At 17.6% G+C, this 21,639-nt stretch carries 20 protein-coding genes and 3 tRNA genes; 18 read left to right on the top strand and 5 right to left on the bottom strand.

The window, feature by feature from the left end; genetic code table 11:
- The first annotated feature begins 25 nt into the window (after positions 1–25).
- Entirely contained in the window at positions 26–643 is a 618-nt protein-coding gene (locus GJT92_RS01210; RefSeq protein ID WP_168919683.1) for a Fe-Mn family superoxide dismutase, read from the top strand.
- A gap of 636 nt (positions 644–1,279) precedes the next feature.
- On the opposite strand, the gene dksA is transcribed toward GJT92_RS01210, so the two are convergent.
- Positions 1,280–1,732, bottom strand: coding sequence for an RNA polymerase-binding protein DksA (gene dksA, locus GJT92_RS01205; protein ID WP_168919682.1), 453 nt, complete (start codon positions 1,730–1,732; stop codon positions 1,280–1,282).
- Positions 1,733–2,114: 382 nt separating this feature from the next.
- Here dksA and trxA point away from each other — a divergent pair, with 382 nt between their 5' ends.
- From trxA to GJT92_RS01180, 5 genes are all read left to right on the top strand, one after another.
- Positions 2,115–2,438: a thioredoxin gene (gene trxA / locus GJT92_RS01200; protein WP_168919681.1), complete on the top strand. Its 324-nt coding sequence runs from the start codon at positions 2,115–2,117 to the stop codon at positions 2,436–2,438.
- 239 nt (positions 2,439–2,677) lie between these two features.
- Positions 2,678–3,937, top strand: a complete 1,260-nt coding sequence (gene rho / locus GJT92_RS01195; RefSeq protein ID WP_168919680.1) for a transcription termination factor Rho — start codon at positions 2,678–2,680, stop codon at positions 3,935–3,937.
- Between the two features lie 134 nt (positions 3,938–4,071).
- A tRNA-Arg gene (locus tag GJT92_RS01190) sits at positions 4,072–4,145 on the top strand.
- Positions 4,146–4,209: 64 nt separating this feature from the next.
- A tRNA-His gene (locus tag GJT92_RS01185) sits at positions 4,210–4,282 on the top strand.
- An 18-nt stretch (positions 4,283–4,300) separates the two neighbouring features.
- Positions 4,301–4,374 (top strand) — tRNA-Pro (locus tag GJT92_RS01180).
- A gap of 15 nt (positions 4,375–4,389) precedes the next feature.
- Here the strand turns inward: GJT92_RS01180 and ribB are convergent.
- On the bottom strand, positions 4,390–5,037 hold the full coding sequence (ribB, locus tag GJT92_RS01175) for a 3,4-dihydroxy-2-butanone-4-phosphate synthase (RefSeq protein ID WP_168919679.1): 648 nt from the start codon (positions 5,035–5,037) through the stop codon (positions 4,390–4,392).
- A gap of 263 nt (positions 5,038–5,300) precedes the next feature.
- Here ribB and GJT92_RS01170 point away from each other — a divergent pair, with 263 nt between their 5' ends.
- Positions 5,301–6,539 carry a multifunctional CCA addition/repair protein gene (locus tag GJT92_RS01170; RefSeq protein ID WP_168919678.1) on the top strand — a complete coding sequence of 413 codons (1,239 nt, stop codon included), beginning with the start codon at positions 5,301–5,303 and terminating at the stop codon, positions 6,537–6,539.
- Between the two features lies 1 nt (position 6,540).
- Here GJT92_RS01170 and uppP read toward each other — a convergent pair whose 3' ends face one another.
- Complete coding sequence (gene uppP, locus GJT92_RS01165; RefSeq protein WP_168919677.1) at positions 6,541–7,344, bottom strand: undecaprenyl-diphosphatase UppP; 804 nt, start codon at positions 7,342–7,344, stop codon at positions 6,541–6,543.
- An 88-nt stretch (positions 7,345–7,432) separates the two neighbouring features.
- Positions 7,433–8,440 (bottom strand): tRNA (adenosine(37)-N6)-threonylcarbamoyltransferase complex transferase subunit TsaD, encoded by a 1,008-nt coding sequence (tsaD, locus tag GJT92_RS01160; protein ID WP_168919676.1) that lies wholly within the window; start codon positions 8,438–8,440, stop codon positions 7,433–7,435.
- Between the two features lie 128 nt (positions 8,441–8,568).
- Here tsaD and rpsU point away from each other — a divergent pair, with 128 nt between their 5' ends.
- From rpsU to rpoD, 3 genes are all read left to right on the top strand, one after another.
- Complete coding sequence (gene rpsU / locus GJT92_RS01155) at positions 8,569–8,784, top strand: 30S ribosomal protein S21 (protein WP_168919675.1); 216 nt, start codon at positions 8,569–8,571, stop codon at positions 8,782–8,784.
- Positions 8,785–8,830: 46 nt separating this feature from the next.
- Complete coding sequence (gene dnaG / locus GJT92_RS01150; protein ID WP_168919674.1) at positions 8,831–10,579, top strand: DNA primase; 1,749 nt, start codon at positions 8,831–8,833, stop codon at positions 10,577–10,579.
- A gap of 124 nt (positions 10,580–10,703) precedes the next feature.
- On the top strand, positions 10,704–12,503 hold the full coding sequence (rpoD, locus tag GJT92_RS01145) for an RNA polymerase sigma factor RpoD (protein ID WP_168919673.1): 1,800 nt from the start codon (positions 10,704–10,706) through the stop codon (positions 12,501–12,503).
- 73 nt (positions 12,504–12,576) lie between these two features.
- On the opposite strand, the gene map is transcribed toward rpoD, so the two are convergent.
- Positions 12,577–13,356: a type I methionyl aminopeptidase gene (gene map, locus GJT92_RS01140; RefSeq protein WP_168919672.1), complete on the bottom strand. Its 780-nt coding sequence runs from the start codon at positions 13,354–13,356 to the stop codon at positions 12,577–12,579.
- A gap of 179 nt (positions 13,357–13,535) precedes the next feature.
- On the opposite strand from map, the gene rpsB reads away from it, so the two are divergent.
- The 8 genes from rpsB (at position 13,536) to fabZ (ending at position 21,638) form a co-directional block, all read left to right on the top strand.
- Positions 13,536–14,252 carry a 30S ribosomal protein S2 gene (gene rpsB / locus GJT92_RS01135; protein ID WP_168919865.1) on the top strand — a complete coding sequence of 239 codons (717 nt, stop codon included), beginning with the start codon at positions 13,536–13,538 and terminating at the stop codon, positions 14,250–14,252.
- A 9-nt stretch (positions 14,253–14,261) separates the two neighbouring features.
- Positions 14,262–15,068 (top strand): translation elongation factor Ts, encoded by an 807-nt coding sequence (gene tsf, locus GJT92_RS01130; RefSeq protein ID WP_168919671.1) that lies wholly within the window; start codon positions 14,262–14,264, stop codon positions 15,066–15,068.
- Positions 15,069–15,300: 232 nt separating this feature from the next.
- Positions 15,301–15,855: a ribosome recycling factor gene (locus GJT92_RS01125; protein ID WP_168919670.1), complete on the top strand. Its 555-nt coding sequence runs from the start codon at positions 15,301–15,303 to the stop codon at positions 15,853–15,855.
- Positions 15,856–15,905: 50 nt separating this feature from the next.
- Positions 15,906–16,640: a polyprenyl diphosphate synthase gene (uppS, locus tag GJT92_RS01120; RefSeq protein WP_168919669.1), complete on the top strand. Its 735-nt coding sequence runs from the start codon at positions 15,906–15,908 to the stop codon at positions 16,638–16,640.
- Positions 16,641–16,724: 84 nt separating this feature from the next.
- The gene (rseP, locus tag GJT92_RS01115; protein ID WP_168919668.1) at positions 16,725–18,089 is read left to right on the top strand and encodes an RIP metalloprotease RseP; all 1,365 of its coding nucleotides are present in this window, start codon (positions 16,725–16,727) and stop codon (positions 18,087–18,089) included.
- Positions 18,073–20,538, top strand: a complete 2,466-nt coding sequence (gene bamA, locus GJT92_RS01110; RefSeq protein WP_168919667.1) for an outer membrane protein assembly factor BamA — start codon at positions 18,073–18,075, stop codon at positions 20,536–20,538. The genes rseP and bamA overlap by 17 nt, the downstream gene beginning before the upstream one ends.
- A 38-nt stretch (positions 20,539–20,576) precedes the next feature.
- A complete protein-coding gene (locus GJT92_RS01105; RefSeq protein WP_168919666.1) occupies positions 20,577–21,101 on the top strand; it encodes an OmpH family outer membrane protein in 525 nt (174 codons plus the stop codon).
- Between the two features lie 66 nt (positions 21,102–21,167).
- The gene (fabZ, locus tag GJT92_RS01100) at positions 21,168–21,638 is read left to right on the top strand and encodes a 3-hydroxyacyl-ACP dehydratase FabZ (RefSeq protein WP_168919665.1); all 471 of its coding nucleotides are present in this window, start codon (positions 21,168–21,170) and stop codon (positions 21,636–21,638) included.
- The last annotated feature ends 1 nt before the right edge of the window (position 21,639 follow it).

Below are 21,639 nucleotides of genomic sequence, written 5' to 3'. Positions count from 1 at the left end.
AATATTATTTTAATAGGAGATTTTTATGAGTTATCAATTACCAAAATTATTATATAAATATTCAGATTTAGAACCTTTTTTTGATACTAGAACAATGAAAATACATCATACTAAACATCATCAAAATTATATAAATAATACTAATTTAATACTTGAGAAAAATAATATTAAAAATATTAAGATTAATGAATTATTATTAAAATTAGATAATTTATCTATTCCTATAAAACAAAAAGAATTATTACGTAATAATGCTGGTGGACATGCTAATCATAGTTTTTTTTGGAAAATTTTAAAAAAAAATACAAAACCTAATAATATAATTTTAAATATTTTAAAAGATAATTTTAATAATTTAGAAAATTTTAAAAAAAAATTTGAAAAAAAAGCTTTAAATTTTTTTGGGTCAGGTTGGATTTGGTTAATTAAAAAAAATAATTTATTAAAAATAATAACTACAAAAAATCAAGATAATCCAATTATGAATAAAATTAATAATAAATTATTAGATTATCCTATAATAGGATTAGATTTATGGGAACATGCTTATTATTTAAAATATCAAAATCAAAAATCTTTATATATTAAATCTTTTTGGCATGTTTTAAATTGGGATAGAGTATTATATTTATTTTTAAAATAAAAAATATTAAATGTACTTTATTTTATTTAATAAAGTACATGTTAAATAAAAATATAATATGTTATTATTAATTTTAATTTTAAAAAATAACATATAATAATATATATTATTTATTAAAAATAAAAAATTTATTTAAAATTTTTTTAAATAATTTATAAATTTTAAAAAACTTTAATTTAAATATAAAAAAATAAAATTTATATTTTTTATAAATTATTTTTATTTTAGAAAAAATAAATATTATAAAATAATTATTTTATTAATTAATAAAAAAATAAAAATATTTAATTTAAATATTAATATAAACAAATTTGAAACTAAAAAATATAGTATTTTAACATTTAATTTTTATTTTTTTAAAAAAAAATAATATAAATTTTAATTAATTAAATTATTATAATTTTTAGAAAAAAATTATTATAAAAATTAAAAATATTTAATATAATTAAAATTATGAAATAAAAAATAAAAATTTAAAAATCTATTTAAAATATAAAATATATTTTATTAATAAAAAATTAATATATAATTTTAAAAATTACGAATTTTATACGAATTTATCATATATTTTTTATTTTTTATATTTATTATAAATTTTAATAATAAATATTCTAATTTATAGAAATAAATTAAATTTTATCTAATACTTTGTTTACCACGCATTTCTGCTAAAGTTTTACAATCTATACATAAATTTGCTGTAGGATGAGCTTCTAACCTTTTTATTCCAATTTCTACTTCACAACAATCACAATATCCAAAATTTTTTGTCTCAACTTTCTTTAAAGTTTTTTCTATTTTTTTAATTAATTTTCTTTCTCTATCTTTATTACGTAATAATAAATTAAATTCTTCTTCTTGAGAAGCTCTATCTATAATATCAGGAAAATTAGATGCTTTATTTTGTATATAAGATATTGTATTATTAATTTTACTATTTATTTTATTCTTCCATGATTGTAATATTTTTTTAAAATGTAATAATTGTTTTTTATTCATATATTTTTCGTTAGATTCTAATTTATATGGAGATACTCCAGCTATAAATAAGATATTTAAAGAAGATAAAAAATTTTTATTTTTTTTCATTAAAACTCCAACATTATTTATTTAATATAAAAATTTTTTTAGATTTTTTGATTTTTTATAAAAAATTTATATATTTTTCATAAATTTTTTTTTAAATAAACAAATATTATATACTATTTTTTCAATATTAAAAATATTTAAATTCTTAATATTTTTAAAAATTTATTTATTTTATTGTAATAAAATTAATATTAATCTATAATAACAGTGAATTTTTTTAATAAAAAATTAATTATTTTAATTATTTAAAATAATTTATTAAAAAAATAAATTATTTTTAAAATTAAAAATATTCTAATAAATATTTATACTCAAATAATTTTTTAAAATTATTAAAAAATGTAATTTTATAATTATTTAATTTATAATAGGATATGAATTTATGAAAAATACTATAATAAATTTAACTGATCAAAATTTTAAAACAAAAATAAAAAAAAATAATTTAGTTTTAGTTGATTTTTGGGCAGATTGGTGTAATCCATGTAAAATGTTTTCTCAAATATTAGAACAAATATTTAATAAATATGAAGATATAATTTTTACTAAATTAAATATTGAAAAATATCAAAATATAGCTGAAGAATATAGTATTCGTAGTATACCAACAATTATATTATTTAAAAATGGAAAAATTATAGATAAAATTATTGGATCAATTAATAAAACGCAATTAGAAAATTTTTTAAATAAAAATTTAAAATAACTTAATTATATTTTTTAAAAAATATAATTCTTTTTTTAGAGGAAATAAATATTTTATGAAAATTTATTATAAAAATTAAAAAATAATTAAATTATTCTTATAATTAAGAATGTATATCTTCATATTTTAAAAAATTTATTATTTATAAATAATATATATTTATTAAATATAAATAAAATTATATTTTTTATTTATTTATAAAAACATCAAGAATTATTCAAAGTTAAGACCTCACCATTATGAATCTTACCGAATTAAAAAATAAACCAATATCTGAATTAATAGATTTAGGTGAAAATATTTATCTAGAAAATTTAGCTAGAATGCGTAAACAAGATATTATTTTTACTATATTAAAACAACATTCCAAAAGTGGTGAAGATATTTTTGGTGATGGAGTATTAGAAATATTACAAGACGGATTTGGATTTTTACGTTCTTCTGATAGTTCTTATTTAGCAGGACCAGATGATATATATGTATCTCCAAGTCAAATTAGACGTTTTAATTTACGTACAGGAGATACTATTTCAGGAAAAATACGACCTCCTAAAGATGGAGAAAGATATTTTGCTTTATTAAAGGTAAATCAAGTTAATTTTGATAAACCTGAAAATGCTAGAAGTAAAATTCTTTTTGAAAATTTAACACCTTTACATGCTAATTTACGATTAGGTATGGAAAGAGGAAATGGTTCAACAGAAGATTTAACAGCTAGAGTATTAGATTTAGCTTCTCCAATCGGTAGAGGACAAAGAGGTTTAATAGTAGCTCCTCCTAAAGCAGGAAAAACTATGTTATTACAAAATATTGCACAAAGTATAGCTTATAATCATCCAGATTGTGTATTAATTGTTTTACTTATTGATGAACGTCCAGAAGAAGTTACTGAAATGCAAAAATTAGTTAAAGGAGAAGTTATTGCATCAACTTTTGATGAACCTCCATCTAGGCATGTACAAGTATCAGAAATGGTTATTGAAAAAGCAAAAAGATTAGTAGAACATAAAAAAGATGTAATTATTTTATTAGATTCTATGACACGTTTAGCTAGAGCATATAATACTGTAGCACCTGCATCTGGAAAAGTTTTAACAGGAGGTGTTGATGCTAATGCATTACATCGTCCTAAACGTTTTTTTGGTGCAGCAAGAAATGTTGAAGAAGGAGGAAGTTTAACAATTATTGCAACAGCATTAATTGATACAGGATCAAAAATGGATGATGTTATTTATGAAGAGTTTAAAGGAACTGGAAATATGGAACTACATTTATCACGTAAAATAGCAGAAAAAAGAGTTTTTCCTGCTATAGATTATAATAGATCAGGAACAAGAAAAGAGGAATTATTAAGTTCTCAAGAAGAACTTCAAAGAATGTGGATTTTAAGAAAAATAATTCATCCTATGAATGAAATTGATGCAATGGAATTTTTAATAAATAAATTATCTATGACAAAAACTAATAATGATTTTTTTGACATGATGAAAAGATCTTAATTTTATTAAAGTTTTTATTATAATTTAATTTTATTTTTTGATACAAAATATTATTTTTTTTATAAAAAAAATATTTTTAAAAAAAAATACTAGACATTAAAGTAATCTATTTGTAATATTAATGTAGTAATATTACACCCGTAACTCAGTAGGATAGAGTGCTGTTTTCCGAAAACAGAAGTCTCAGGTTCAATTCCTGTCGGGTGTAAAATAATAAAACTTATTAATAAGTATCTAAAATATAAGTTAAATATAAATAATATTTTTGTTTGGTGGTTATAACTCAGATGGTAGAGTACTGGATTGTGATTCCAGTTGTCATGGGTTCGATTCCCATTAACCACCCAAAAAATATTATTATAACGGCGAGTAGCGCAGTTTGGTAGCGCAACTGGTTTGGGACCAGTGGGTCAGAGGTTCAAATCCTCTCTCGCCGATTAAAATATTTTTTTTTAAATAGAAATATTATTTCTAGTAATATATTTTTGTATATCATTTATAGTGATAACTATCATTTTATTTTTTTTTGCAAAAGATATTGTATCCAGTATTTTTGCCATAGAACCATCTGAATTAGTTAATTCACATAATACTCCTACTGGTTTCATTTTTGCAATTTTTAATAAATCAATTGTCGCTTCAGTATGACCTTTTCTTTTAAAAATACCTCCTTTTACAGCTCTTAACGGAAAAACATGACCTGGACTATTTAAATCTTGAGATGTTGTATTATCAGCGATAGCTGTTTTAATAGTTATAAATCTATCTTTTGCAGACACTCCGGTAGAAACACCATGAGCTGCTTCAATACTAATTGTAAATCCTGTTTTATATATACTTGTATTTTTTCTTACCATCATGGGTAATTTTAATTTTTTACGTAAAGATTCTGTAATACATAAACAAACAATACCACTTCCATATCTAATTGAAAAAGCTATTTGTTTAATAGAAATATTTTCTGCTGAAAAAATTATATCACTTTCGTTTTCTCTTTTCTCATCATCTAAAACTAAAATTCCATTTTTGTTTTGTAAAGAAAAAATAGCATTTTTAATACGAGTTTCAATATTACCAAATTCTATATCAAGTATTTTCATAAAAATATTTTTATATTATAATTTAATAATATTGTATATTAAAAAAAATGAATTATTTTTTATTTTTTTAAATTTTATTTTAAAAAAAATATTAAAAATTATATTTTTTATTTTTTTAAATAAATGAAAATTAAAATATTAATAAAATATTATTATTATATTAAAATTAAATATAATAATATTAAAAAATTATTTATTATAAATAATTTTTTAATATTAAATATAAAAAATATAAATATCACCTTATTTTAAGGAGTATCAAATTGAAAATATATTTAGTTGGTGGAGCAGTTCGTGATCATCTTTTAAATATAAAAGTTACGGATAGAGATTGGGTTGTTGTTGGTTCAAATATTGAATTAATGTTAAAATTAGGTTTTAAATTAGTAGGAAAAGATTTTCCTGTTTTTTTGCATCCTAAGACTCACGAAGAATATGCTTTAGCTAGAACAGAAAGAAAAATGGGTCATGGATATAAAGGATTTATATATCATTCTTCTTCAAAAATTACTCTTGAAGAGGATTTATTACGTAGAGATTTAACTATTAATTCTATTGCACAAGATAAATTAGGAAATTTTTACGATCCATATAATGGTATAAAAGATATTAAAAATAGATTATTAAAACATGTTTCGAATTCTTTTAAAGATGACCCTTTAAGGGTATTAAGAGTAGCTAGATTAGCTGCTAAATTAAAATATTTAAATTTTCGTATTCATGATAGTACATTAGAATTAATGAAAATTATGAGTAATTCAGGCGAATTATCTTATTTAAAACCAGAAAGAATATGGAAAGAAACATATATTGCTCTTCAATCTACACATCCTCATATATTTTTTCAAATATTAAAAAAATGTAATGCTTTAGCTATAATTTTTCCTGAAATAAATAAATTATATGGAATACCAGCACCATTTAAATGGCATCCAGAAATAGATACTGGTGTACATACTATGCTTACATTAAATGTAATATCAAAACTTACATCTAAAGTATCAACGAGATTTGCAGCATTATGTCATGATTTAGGTAAAAGTTTAACTCCTAAAAAATTATTACCAAGACATCCTGGACATGGCCCAGCAGGTGTATCTTTAATTAGAAAATTATGTAAAAATTTAAGAATCCCTAATAATATTAAACATTTATCAATATTAGCAGCACAAATACATGATATTATACATGATATAAAAAATCAAAAACCAAAAGATATACTAAATATATACAATATGATTGATGCTTGGAGGAAACCTTATAGAGTCAGACAAATTGCACAAATTAGTGAAGCAGATGCAAGAGGAAGAGCTACATTAGAATCAATAAAATATTCACAAGGTAAATATTTTATTGATATGTATAAATATATTTCTAAAATAGATATAAAAAATATAATTAATAAAAATAATTTAACAGGTTATAATATAAATAAAAAAATTCAAAACAAAAGATTAAAATTATTAAAATTATATTTAAAAAAAAAAGATAATAAAATTTAGTTTAAAATAAATAAATTAATATTAATATTAAAAATAATCTATATAATGTAAACCATTTTAAAGAAAAATGATTTATAACATATAAAAATATTTTCATAATAATTAAACTAGTAATGAAAGAAATAATAAATCCTAAGATAAATATTTTTATATTATTTATATTTATAATTGAATAATGTTTATATAATTCTAATAAGTTTGCGCCCAAAATAACAGGAATGGATATAATAAAACAAAATTCTGTTGCTATAATACGTTTTAATCCTAATAATAAACTAATTGATAAAGTTATTCCAGATCTGGAAATACCTGGAAATAAAGCTAAAGATTGAAAACATCCAATAAAAAAAGTTGTACTATATTTTATTTTATTTATATTTTTAATTATATTTTTTTTTGGTTTTAATTTTTCTGCATAATATAAAAATATTCCACCAAAAAATAATCCATATATAATATTTTGTATATTTATTATTGTTTTTATTTTATGATAAAAAGTTATACCAATAATTACTACTGGTAATGTAGATATTATAATATGTAATAAATTTATTTTTTTTTTATAAAAAAAACCAAATTTAATAGTATTTAATATAATTTTTATAATTTTTTTCCAAAAAAATAAAGAAATAGCTAATGTAGAACCTAATTGTATAATTATTTTAAATAATTGAATATTATTATTATCTATTATATTTAATATTTTAGAAAAAATAAAAATGTGTGCACTTGAAGAAATTGGTAAAAATTCAGTTAAACCTTGTACTATACTCAATATTATAATAGAAGTATAATTTATTAACATTATTTATCTTATCTCAATTTAAAATGTATATTTATATTATTTTAAAATAATTATTTTATATTAAATTTATAAATAAAATAAATTTTTATTAATTAAAAGATAATTTTGGATTTATTTTTATTTTATTTAAAATATATTTTTTTTTTTCTAAAAAAAATTTTTTTGATCCAATATAAGCTATCATAGCAGCATTATCAGTACATAAATTCATATTACTATAAAATAACTTAATATGATTTTTTTTTAAATTTTTTTTAAAAAAAATTCTAAGTTTTTTATTAGAACTTACACCTCCTGCAATTACTAATTGATTAATATTATATTTTTTTAGAGCCCATAAACTCTTTATGTAAAGAGTATCTATGATAGTATCTTCAAATGCACATGCAATATCTGCTTTAATTTGGAATGTTTTTAATTTTTTTTTTTTTATAAAATTTTTTACAAAAGTTTTTAATCCAGAAAAACTAAAATTTAAATTATCTTTTTTTAAAATCATCGGTCTAGGAAAAATAAATTTTTTTGAAATTCCATATCGAGCTAATTTAGATAAATTTTTCCCTCCGGGATAGTTTAATCCTAATATTTTAGATATTTTATCAAAAGCTTCTCCTACAGCATCATCTATATTTGTTCCTAGTAATTTATATATTCCAAATTTATATGTATATATTAATTGTGTATGTCCTCCTGAAATTAATAAACCAATAAAAGGAAAATTTGGTTTTTTTTTTTTTAACATAATTGAAAATAAATGTCCTTCCATATGATTTACTGGAATAACCGGTATATTTAAAATATATCCTAAAGAGTGCGCAATAATAGTTCCTATAATTAAAGAATTTTTTTGTCCTGGACCAGCCGTATAAGATATACAATCAAGATTATTTAGATTTTTATTTATTTTTAATAAAGATTTTTTTATTAATGGAATAAGTTTTATAAAATGATTTCTTGCTGCTAATTCAGGAACAACACCTCCATATTTAGAATGAATTTTTTGCGTATAAATATTATTACATAATATACCTAAATTTTTATCGTAAATCGCTACTGCTGTATCATCACATGATGTTTCAATTCCCATTATAAGCATAATTATTAGCCTTTTTTTATTATTACCTATTTTTATAAATAAAAAAATATTTATATAATTTTTATTATATATTATAATATAAAATATAATAAAATTATGAATTAATATATTAAAATAGGAAAATTTATATGCCTGTCATAAAAGTACGTGATAATGAACCCTTTGATTTAGCTTTAAGACGTTTTAAACGTTCTTGTGAAAAAGCTGGAATATTAGCAGAAGTAAGACGTAGAGAATTTTATGAAAAACCAACAACAGAAAGAAAAAGAATAAAAGCTTCTGCAATTAAAAGACATGCAAAAAAAATTTCTAGAGAAAAATATAAGAGAATACGTTTATATTAAAATAAATATTTATTATAAAAATAACAAATTATAGAAAATTATTTTAATGATTAAATATGTTACTCGTACGTTTATTAATAATTTATTAGATAAAACTGATATTGTTTTTTTAGTTAAAAATAAAATTAAATTAAAAAAAATAGGAAAAAGTTTTTTTGGTCTTTGCCCTTTTCATATAGAAAAAAATCCTTCTTTTGTTGTAAATTCAACAAAACAATTATATCATTGTTTTGGATGTGGTGTACATGGTAATATTATTGATTTTGTTATGAATTATGATAATTTATCTTTTTTAGAAAGTATAGAATCAATAGCAAATATATTTAAAATACCTATTATAAACAATCAATCATATATTCAAAATAAAATATCTAAAAATTATATTTTTTATAAATTAATTTTTAATATAAGTAATTTTTATAAAAATTCTCTATATAATACTTCTTTAGGAAAAAAAGCATTTAAATATTTATTAAATAGAGGATTTAATTTAAATATTATAAAATATTTTTCCATTGGTTTTTCTCCATTACATTGGATTAATAAAATAAAAAATAATCAAGAAAATATTAAAATTTTATATAAACAATTAAATATTTTAAAAATAAATAAGAAAAATAATGAATATTATGATATTTTTTATAATCGTATTATTTTCCCAATTAAAAATATAAATGGTTTTATAGTTGGATTTGGAGGAAGAGTAACTAAAAAAAAAAATCCTAAATATTTAAATTCTGCAGAAAGTATTATTTTTCATAAAAGTAATGAATTATATGGATTATATGAAACAAAAAAAGAAAATAATAATATTATTAAAAAAATATTAGTTGTTGAAGGTTATACTGATGTAATTAGTTTATTTCAATTTAATATAAAATATGCAGTAGCTACAATGGGTACTTCTATTACAAATATACATATAAAAAAAATATTTAGTGTAACAAATAAAATTATTTATTGTTATGATGGAGATATAGCTGGTATAAAAGCAAATTGGAAAGCTTTAAAAATTAGTTTAAAATGCTTAATACATGGAAAAGAAATAAGATTTATGATCTTACCTAATAGAGAAGATCCAGATAGTTTAATTAGAAAAGAGGGAAAAATCATATTTCAAAAAAGAATTAATGATACTTTATCATTTTCTGATTTTTTTTTTAAAAAATTACTTTCAAAAAATTTGTTTTCTTCTTGTGAAGAAAAAACACAATTTTCTTATAAAGCTTTATCTTTTATAAAATTAATTCCTGATTATCTTTTTCAAATAAATTTAATAAAAAAATTAGGAGAAAAAATCGGAATTATTAATTTACTTGATATATATAATTTACCAAATTATAAAAAAAAAATAATTGTAAATAATCATCTTAAAAAAACTACTATTCGTAGATTATTAAGTTTATTAATACAAAATCCAAAACTAATAAAACTTGTACCAAAATTAAAATTTTTTAAAACCTCTAATATAAATGGTTTATTTTTTTTTATTAAATTTGTAAATTTATATAAAAATAAAAATATGACAACATTAAAAATTTTAGAAGAATACAAAGGAACAAAATTAAAAAAAATTCTTGAAATTTTAGTAACATGGAACCATATGATTTTTGATAATAAAATAGAAAATTTTTTTATATATTTAATAAATAAATTAAAAATAAATATATTAGAAAATAGACAAGAATATTTAATATTTCTAGATAGAAAAAAAGGATTAAATTTTAAAGAAAAAGAAGAATTGTGGTCTTTAAATAAAATATTAATTGAAAAAAAAAATAATCTAAAATTATAAAAATATATACTTCAAAATAATAATTAATATATATAAATAATATATTTAATTAAATATTAATATATTTTATTAATTAATTTTATAAAAATTTATTAAAGTAATAAATAAAATTATGGAACTATTTATGGATCATAACTCAAAATTACAATTTAAATTACTTGTAACTCGTGGAAAAGAACAGGGTTATTTAACTTATTCAGAAGTTAATGATCATTTACCTGATAATATTATTAGTTCCAATCAAATTAAAAATATTATTCAAATGATAAATGATATGGGTATTCAAGTAATGGAAAAAGCTCCAGATAATGATGATTTAATATTAAATAATAATACAGATGAAGTAGAAGAAGTAGTACAAGTATTATCTAATGTAGAATCGGAAATGGGTAGAACTACAGATCCAGTACGAATATATATGCGTGAAATGGGAACAGTAGAATTATTAACAAGAGAAGGAGAAATTAATATAGCTAAACGTATAGAAGAAGGAATAAATCAAGTACAATGTTCAGTAGCAGAATATCCTAAATCAATAAAATATTTATTACAACAATATAATAAAGTTAAATCTGGAGATATTCGTTTATCAGATTTAATTCATGGTTTTATACATAATAAAAATAAAGAAAATATTTTAATATCCACATCCGTAAATCAAAAATTATCTAATAATAACCAAGTAGAAAATAATGAAAATATTATAGATTATGAATTAGCTGAAGAAAAATTTTTAGAATTACAAAAACAACATGATATAACATTAATTTTTATAAAAAAAAAAGGTATAAATCATCATCAATCATTAAATAAGATTAAAAATCTTTCAAAAATTTTTAAACAATTTCGTTTAGTTTCTAAAGAATTTAATTATTTAGTAAATAATATGCGTTCTATAATGTTTCGTATACGTATAGAAGAAAAAAATATTATGAATATGTGTATTCAAAAATATAATATTTCAAAAAAAGAATTTATTACAATTTTTTATGAAAAAGAAATTAATAGAGAATATTTTTTTAAGTCTTTAAAAAAATATAAATTAAAAAATAAATTTAATACATATGATATAAATATATTTTTTAATAAATTAAAAAATCATTTTAAAAATTTAATAAATATTGAAAAAGAAACGGGTTTAACAATTAAAAAAATTAGAAATATTAATAAAAAAATTACTACAGGTGAAATAAAAGCTAAAAAAGCTAAAAAAGAAATGATTGAAGCTAATTTAAGATTAGTTATATCAATAGCTAAAAAATATACAAATAGAGGTTTACAGTTTCTTGATTTAATTCAAGAAGGAAATATTGGATTAATGAAAGCAGTAGATAAATTTGAATATAGAAGAGGATATAAATTTTCTACATATGCCACATGGTGGATTAGACAAGCTATTACAAGATCTATTGCTGATCAAGCAAGAACAATAAGAATTCCTGTACATATGATTGAAACTATAAATAAACTTAATAGAATTTCTAGAAAAATATTACAAGAATTAGGAAGAGAACCTACTCCAGAAGAATTATCAAAACATATGATGTTACCAGAAGAAAAAATTAGAAAAGTATTAAAAATAGCTAAAGAACCAATTTCAATGGAAACTCCTATAGGAGATGATGAAGAATCACATTTAAGTGATTTTATAGAGGATAATACTTCAGAATTACCACTAGATTCTGCAACTTCAGAAAGTTTAAAAGTAGCAACATATAATATTTTAGCTAGTTTAACTCCAAGAGAAGCTAAAGTTTTAAGAATGAGATTCGGGATAGATATGAATTCTGATCATACTTTAGAAGAAGTTGGTAAACAATTTGATGTAACTAGAGAAAGAATTAGACAAATAGAAGCAAAAGCATTAAGAAAATTACGTCATCCTAGTAGATCTGAAATTTTAAAAAGTTTTTTAGATAATTAAAAAATTTTTTTATGAATTTTAATATAATCAAGTAATTAAAATTTAATTACTTGATTATATCAAATTTATTTTTTTAATAAAATAAATTTTCTTCTTTTCTAATAGTTAGAATTTCACTACCTGATTTATTGATAAGTATAGTATGCTCATATTGAGCTGAATTAGTTTTATCTTGAGTTTTAACTGTCCATTTATCATTTGTTAAATAAACATTATGATTTCCTATATTTATCATAGGTTCAATAGTAAAAATCATGCCAGATTTTAAAGTTATACCATAATCATATGAATTATAGTGTAAAATTTGAGGATCTTCATGAAAATTTTTACCTATACCATGTCCACAATAATTTTTTACAACAGAAAAATTTTTTGATTCTACATATTTTTGAATGATTTGACCAATTTTATATAATCTAAGACCAGGTTTTAAAATATTAATAGCTTTATATAAACTTTTTTGAGCAGTTAAACATAATAATTTAGATTTTAAAGAAATTTTATTACCTACAAAAAACATTTTAGATGTATCACCATAATAATTATTATATAAAATTGTTACATCTATATTAATAATATCACCATTTTTTAAAATATCATTTTTACTTGAAATACCATGACATACAATATCATTTTTAGAAATACATACAGATTTTGGAAATCCATTATATCCTAAAGTAGCTGGTATAGCTTTTTGAATTTTAGTAATATAATTATGACATATAATATTTATTTCTTCTGTACTAATACCAGGTTTTATATAAGTTTCGATCATTTCTAAAACTTCTGCTGCTAATTTACAAGATTTATGAATTTTTTTAATTTCTTCAGAATTTTTAATTAATATTTTCATTATATAATTTTAAATAGTTAATAGTTATAAATTGTGTAATATTAAACATTATATTATAACTAATTAAGTTTAATAAAATTAAAATTTAAAACAAAAATATTGTTAATTAAATAATTTTTTGTATAAATAATTATTATATAATATTATTTAATGATGTAATATATAAAAAAGGATAATAAATAATGTCTATATCTGTTAATAAAATGTTTAAAGTAGGTGCACATTTTGGACATCAAACACGTTATTGGAATCCAAAAATGAAAAAATTTATTTTTTATAATAAAAATAAAATACATATTATTAATTTGGATAAAACTATTCTTATGTTTAATAATGCTCTAGTAGAATTAAAAAAAATAAGTTTTCATAAAGGTAAGATTTTATTTATTGGTACAAAAAAAGCTGCTTCGGATTTAATTAAAGAAACAGCTAATAATTGTGGTCAATTTTTTGTAAATCACCGTTGGTTAGGAGGAATGTTAACAAATTGGAAAACTGTTAAACAATCTATTAAAAGATTAAAAGAATTAGAATTACAAAGTAAAGATGGTACTTTTAAACAATTAATAAAAAAAGAAGCATTAACACGCAATAGAGAATTATTAAAATTAGAAAAAAGTTTAGGAGGTATAAAAAATATGGGAGGGTTACCTGATGCAATATTCGTAATAGATGCAAATTATGAAAAAATTGCCATTAGAGAAGCTAAAAAATTAAATATTCCTATATTTGCTATTATTGATACAAATTCTGATCCAGATGGTATTAATTTTGTTATACCTGCAAATGATGATGCTATTCGTGCTATAAAATTATATTTATATTATGTTACAAAAACTATTTTAAATAGTAAAAAAGATAATAGTACTTCTAAATTAGAAAATAAAATTAATTAGGAGATTATATTGAAAATTAATATAAAAAAAATTAGGGAACTAAGAAATATTACTGGAGTTGGAATTATAGAATGTAAAAAAGCACTAATAGAAACAAAACAAGATTTAAATCTTGCTATTGATTATATAAGAAAATATTTAAAATTACAATCTATTAAAAAATTAAAAAATCCAACAAAAGAAGGATTAATTACAGATTATGTAACAAAAGATTTTGGCATATTATTAGAAATAAATTGTCAAACAGATTTTATTACAAAATCAAAAGAAATTATAAATTTTATAAAAGATATAGTAAAATATATTACTAAGAATAATCAAACAGATATAAATATAATACGAAAAATTTTTAATAAAAAAAGAATGGAATTAATAGGATTATTAAAAGAAAATATATTTATTAATCGTCTTGGTTTTATAAAAGGAGAATTCATTGGTAAATATATACATCACAATAAACGTCTTGGAGTTATAATCAGATCAAATATAAATAATAAATTATTAATGAAACAAATTGCTATGCATATAGCTATGTTAAAACCAGATTATATTAATAAACAAGATATTCCAATAGATATCATTGATCATGAATATAAAATACAAAAAAATATTGTAATAAAAAAGAATAAACCTCAAATAATTATAAATAAGATAATTGAAGGTCGTGTGAAAAAATTTATAAATAATATTACTTTATATAATCAAAAATTCTTATTAGACAATAATAAAACTGTTAAAAAATATTTAAATGAAAATAATATGAAAATTTTAAAATTTATATGTTTTGAATTAGGGGCAAATATAATTAAAAATTAATTTAAGTATAATTTAATTAATATTTTTTATTTAAGTATTATCAAAAAATTTAATAAATTAAAAAATTAAACATTTTAATTTATTAAAATATAATTATATTATAAAAATAAATTGTAAGTAATATATATATTTTTATATCAAAAAAAATTAATTTTATTTATATAATACTAATAAAAAATTATTTAAAAATAATTTTAAATAATTAATTTTTAAAAAAAAGGTAATTACTTATATGTATAGTGATATTATTAATAATAATAAAAAAAATATGGAAAAATGTTTAAATTCATTTATAAATAAAATTAATTTAATGTCTCAAAATAGATTATCTCCTTATTTATTAAATAATATATATATAAAATTAGATAATAAATTAATATTAATTAATCATATATCTTCTATAGTAGTAGAAAATTCTTTTACTTTAAAAGTAACTCCTTTTGATTTAAAAATTATAAAAAATATAGAAAAAAGTATTGCTCTTTCTAACTTAGATGTTTCTACTAAGATAATTAATTATAATATTTATGTTTATATTTCTCCTATTACTGAAACTAAAAAAATAAAAATATTAAAAAATATTAAAATAGAAGCTGAACTAAATAGAATTTATATTCGTAATATACGTAGAAAATCAAATAATAAAATTAAAATTCTTCTAAAAGAAAAAAAAATAGACGAAAATAAAGAAAAAAAATTATATAATTATATACAAAAACAAACTATATTATTTACAAATAAAATAAAAAAATTTGTAATAAAAAAAGAAAAAGAACTATTAAACTAATATATTTTTTATAAGTTATTATATAATAATATTTATGTTTTAGAATAAAAATGAAAATTAATAAATTAAATATAAAAAATAATAATATTAATTATCCTAAACATATAGCTATTATTATGGACGGTAATAGAAGATGGGCAAAAAAAAATAAAAAAGTAAAATTTTTAGGACATAGAGAAGGTGTTAAAACTGTAAAAAAAATAATTGGATTTTCTTTAAAATATAAAATAAAAGCATTAACATTATATGCTTTTAGTAGCGAAAATTGGAAAAGATCTAATAATGAAGTTAAATTTTTAATGAATTTATTTCAAGAAATTTTAGATATTGAAACAATAAATTTAAAAAAGAAAAATATACGTCTTAAAATAATTGGTAATACAAAAGAATTTAATATTCCCTTGCAAAAATCAATTGCTAAAGCAGAATCTATAACTAAAAATAATAATAAATTATTATTAAATATAGCTGCAAATTATGGTGGTCGTTGGGATATTACTAATAGTATTAAAAAAATTTTTTTAAATATAAATAAAGGATTATTAAATATTAAAGATATTAACGAAAATATCATAAATAATTATATTTGTTTAAATAATATTTTTCCTATAGATTTAGTAATAAGAACAGGAGGGGAATATCGTATAAGTAATTTTTTAATTTGGCAAATTGCATATTCAGAATTATATTTTACAAAAAAATTATGGCCAGAATTTAATAAACAAGACTTTAAAAAAGCAATAAAATCTTTTGTAAAGAGAAATCGTCGTTTTGGTGGTGATTAAATTAATAAATTTTTAAAAAATACAAATATTTTATTTTAAAATATAATATAATTTAATTAAACATTAATTTTAGGAGTTAAAATTTTGTTTAGTATTTTATATACTATAATGGTATCTGTTATTACTATAAGTAGTTTAATTATAGTACATGAATGTGGACATTTTTATACAGCACGATTTTTTAATACATATATAGAATGTTTTTCATTAGGTTTTGGTAAAAAAATTTTTGAATATCGTGATAAATATGGAACTAATTATATTTTAAGATTAATTCCATTAGGTGGTTATGTTAAAATACCTGATTTTATAGAAAAAGACACTATTAAATATAATTTTAAAAAATATAAGTTTTTATTTTTTAATCAATTAAATTTTTTAAAAAAAATTTTAATTATTTTAGGAGGACCACTTGCAAATATTATTTTTGCGATATTAATTTACTGGATTATTTTTTTTATAGGATTTCCTATAAAAAAAACTATTATTAATGAAATTAATTATATTTCAATAGCTAATAATATTGGATTAAAATCAAATTTAGAAATTAAAAAAATTAATAATGTTAATATTTCTAATTGGAATATTTTTAATATAGAGTTAATTAAAAGTATAAATAATAATAGAAAAATAAATTTAGAAATTAATAAAATAGATTCAAATATTATAATTAAAAAAACATTAAATATTTACAAAAAATCTATTAAATTTTTAAAGGAAAAAAATTTAATATTTATATTAGGAATTATACCTAAAGGATTAAAAATTAATCCTATTATTAGTTATGTTATACCTGGTTCTATTGCAGAAAAATTAAGATTACATATTGGTGATAAAATTATAAACATAGAAAAAAAAAAATTTACAAATTGGTATAATTTTCAAAAATTTCTTTATCAAAATAATAATAAAATTATACATTTTAATATTAACAGAAATAGAAAAAAGATAAATTTTAGTATTTTACCTATTATTATAAAATCTAAAAATAGAAATTTTTTAGGATTTTTACCAGAAATAACTAATGTAAAAAATACATCAAAAATTATATGTAAATATAATTTTTTTGAAGCATTGAAAAAATCTTTAAATAAAAATTTAAATTTAATTAAAATAATTTTAAATTCTTTTATAAATTTTTTTTATAATAAGAAAAATATTTATAAATTAAATGGTCCTATTTCTATAGGTTATATTGCTGGAAAATTAATTCGTAATAATTTTATTTATTATTTTATGTTTTTAGCTTTAATAAATATTAATTTAAGTATAATTAATTTATTTCCTTTTCCTATATTGGATGGAGGACAATTAATTCTTTTATTTTTTGAAAAAATTACCGGTAAAAAATTATCATATAAAATTAAACAATTAATATATAATATTAGTATGATTATCTTAATTATTATTATGGGGATTGCATTAATAAATGATGTTAAACAAATTTAAAAAAAATTTTTTTTTAAAAATAAATAAATATTATAAATATTTATTTATTTTTATAATTATTTTAAATACAAATATTATTTCTTATAATCATAATACAAAAAAGAAAAAAAATTTATATTGTATTAATAAAATAATATTTTTTGGTATTAATAAAATAAAATTAAAAAATTTAATTACTAATATAAATTCATATACAAAAAAATGTATATCTAAAAAAGATATATCTAATATTATAAATACATTATTTCTTACTAATATGTTTAGTAATATTGATATTTTTAAATATAAAAATTTAATTTTTATCAAAATTTTAGAAAAACCTATTATTAATAATATTCTTATTAAAGGTAATAAAAGTATTTATAATAATTTTATAAATTTATTATTAAAGAAATTTAACATAAAAAAAGGAGAAATACTAAATAATGTTTTATTATTTTATTTTAAAAAAAATATTGAATATGTATTTTTAAAAAATGGTATGTTTACTTCTAAAGTAAAAATTAAAATTACAACAGATATAAATAATAAAGCAAATATTCAAATTTTATTTAAAGAAAATGATATTACAAAAATAAATAAAATAAATATTATAGGAAATAATAATTATACAACTGATTTTTTATTAAATTATTTAAAAATAAATAATAATTTTTCTTTTAATAAAAGAATATATAAAATTAATTTTATTACTGATATTTTAGTTAAATTAAAAAATTTTTATTTTAATAAAGGATATATAAATTTTAAAATTAAAAATATTACTCAATACTTATCATTTAATAAAAAAAAATTAAATTTAATAATTAAAATTCAAGAAAATAAAAAATTTTTTTATAATAAAATTTTTTTAAATATAGATAAAAAAAAATACTACAAAAATATAAAAAATATAATTAATATTATTCCTGGAGATTTTTATAATAATAGTGTAGTAATTCAATCAAGATATAAAATTGAACAATTTTTGAAAAATCATGGATTTTTAAATTCTAAGATTAAAATAAAAAAAATATTTAATAATAAAAATAATACAATAGATTTAATTTTTAATATTAAAACAAAAAAAAAATTTTATGTAAGAAAAATAGATTTTTTAGGAAATAATTTTACTCATGATTATATATTAAGAAATGAAGTATTACAGATGGAAGGAAGTTATATTAATATTGAATTATTAAAAAAAACACAAAAAAAATTATATTCATTAGGTTATTTTGATAAAGTTGAAATTTTTTTACATAAAAATTATGATTTAAAAAATACAGTAGATATAATATTTAAAGTTCAAGAAAAAAATATAGGTTTTTTAAATACTAACTTAGGGATAGGAATGGGTGGATCATTATCACTAGATACTAATATAAAACAAAATAATTTTATAGGTACTGGTTATGATATAGATATCAATTTTAATAAGGATTTTTATCATTATTATTTAGAATTATTTGTAATGAAAAATAATGTTTTTTTAAATAAAATTAATATTGGTATAAAAACATTTATAAATAAACTTAAAGAAAATAATAATCTTTTTTATGATTATATAAATAGAAACAAAGGAATACTTGGAATAATAAAATTTCCTATAAATAATAATACTTTTTTAGAAAGTAATTTTGGATTTATAAAAAATCGAATTAGTAATATTCAACCACAAATATCTTTATGGCGTTATTTTAAAAGTATAGGATATAAAAAATATAGTAAATTATATAAAAATTATTTATTAGATGAATTTATTATTCAATATTCATTTTTACATAATAATTTAAATAATTTTAAATTTCCATTTAATGGAAACTTAATTTCTATTGATACAGATTTTACTGTACCAGTATATACAAATACTGGAAATTATAAAATTGATTTTAATTATTTACAATATTTTCCTTTAAATTTAAAATTTTTACATAATCCTTTAGTATTTTTATTTAAAAGTAATATTGGTTATGGAAATAGTTTTCTTGGAGAATACCCTTTTTATAAAAATTTTTTATTAGGAGGAGCTAATTCAATTAGAGGATTTAAAAATAATAGTATTGGGCCAAAAGCAGTATATTATTCTACAAATGAACATTATTGTAATAATAAAAAAACTATTTGTTTATCAGATAATTCAATTGGAGGTAATTTCTTAATTAATATAAATAATGAATTAATTATGCCTTTTCCTTTTATAAAGGATAAGTATAAAAAAGAAATAAAATCTTCTATATTTTTAGATATAGGAAATTTAGTAGATACTTCATGGAAAAATAATTATTTATCTAAATTATATAAAATTCCAAAATTTAGTACTTTTTCAAAAATTAAAGCATCAATTGGTTTTTCTTTTAAATGGTATTCTCAATTCGGAAAAATTACTTTATCTTATGCATATCCATTAAAAATGGAAAAAACAGATAAGATTGAATTTTTTCAATTTAGTATTTCAAAAATCTGGTAATTTTTTATATTTTAAATTTAATAAAAGGTTTAAATAAAATGAAATATTATTTAAAAATTATAATATTATTAATATTAATTTTAGTTATACCATATAATAAAGTTTTTTGTTGTCCTAAAATTGCTATTATAAATCTTGCAAAAATTTTTCAAACAATACCTCAAAAAGAAAAAATATCTAAAGAATTAAAAAAGGAATTTAATTTAGAAATTAGAAAAATAAAAAAAATGGAAATATTATTAAAAAATAAAATAAAAAAATTAAAAAATAAAAATTTATCAAAAAATTTTAAAAAAAAAATAGAAAAAGAAATAATATATCAAAAAAAATTATTATTTAAAAAAATAAAAAGTTTTAAAATAAAAAGTAATCAAAAACAAAATAAAGCACGCAACAAAATATTATTTTTTATTAATAAATTAATTAATATTGTTGCAGAAAAAGGACATTATAATATAATTATAGATATTTCTTTTTTATCATATGTAAAAAATACTAAAGATATAACAAATGATGTTATAGAATTAGCCAATAAACAAAAAAATATATTATTAATAATGTAAAATAATAAAATTAGTTATAAAATAATTATTTAAAAATTTTATATTTTATTATAAAGAAAAATTATTTTGAACAATAAAAATTGTTGTATAACAGATATTAATGAAATTTTATATACTTTACCTCATAGATATCCATTTATTTTAGTTGATAAAGTTATAGCATTTAAAAAATTTAAATTTTTAGATGCTATAAAAAATATTTCTATAAATGAACCTTATTTTCAAGGACATTTTCCTAAAACACCTATTTATCCTGGTGTATTATTATTAGAATCTATGATACAAACCACAAATATTCTTTTATATAAAAGCATAAATCAAAAAAATATAAAAAATAAAGAAATATGTTATTTAACGGGTATTGATAATGCACGTTTTAAAAAACCTGCTTTTCCAGGAGATCAAATAATCATTAATAGCATTATAGAAAAAAAAAAAAAATGTTTTATACGTTTTTATAGTATAGCTAAAATAAATAATAAAATTATTTGTCAAGCAAAAATTACTTGTATGAGAGTTTTTAAAAAAAAATTTTAAT

The organism is Enterobacteriaceae endosymbiont of Donacia clavipes, from assembly GCF_012570365.1.
Lineage (GTDB): Bacteria > Pseudomonadota > Gammaproteobacteria > Enterobacterales > Enterobacteriaceae.
Note: the sequence above shows the minus strand (reverse complement) of the source record. Positions and strands in the feature narration are given on the sequence as shown.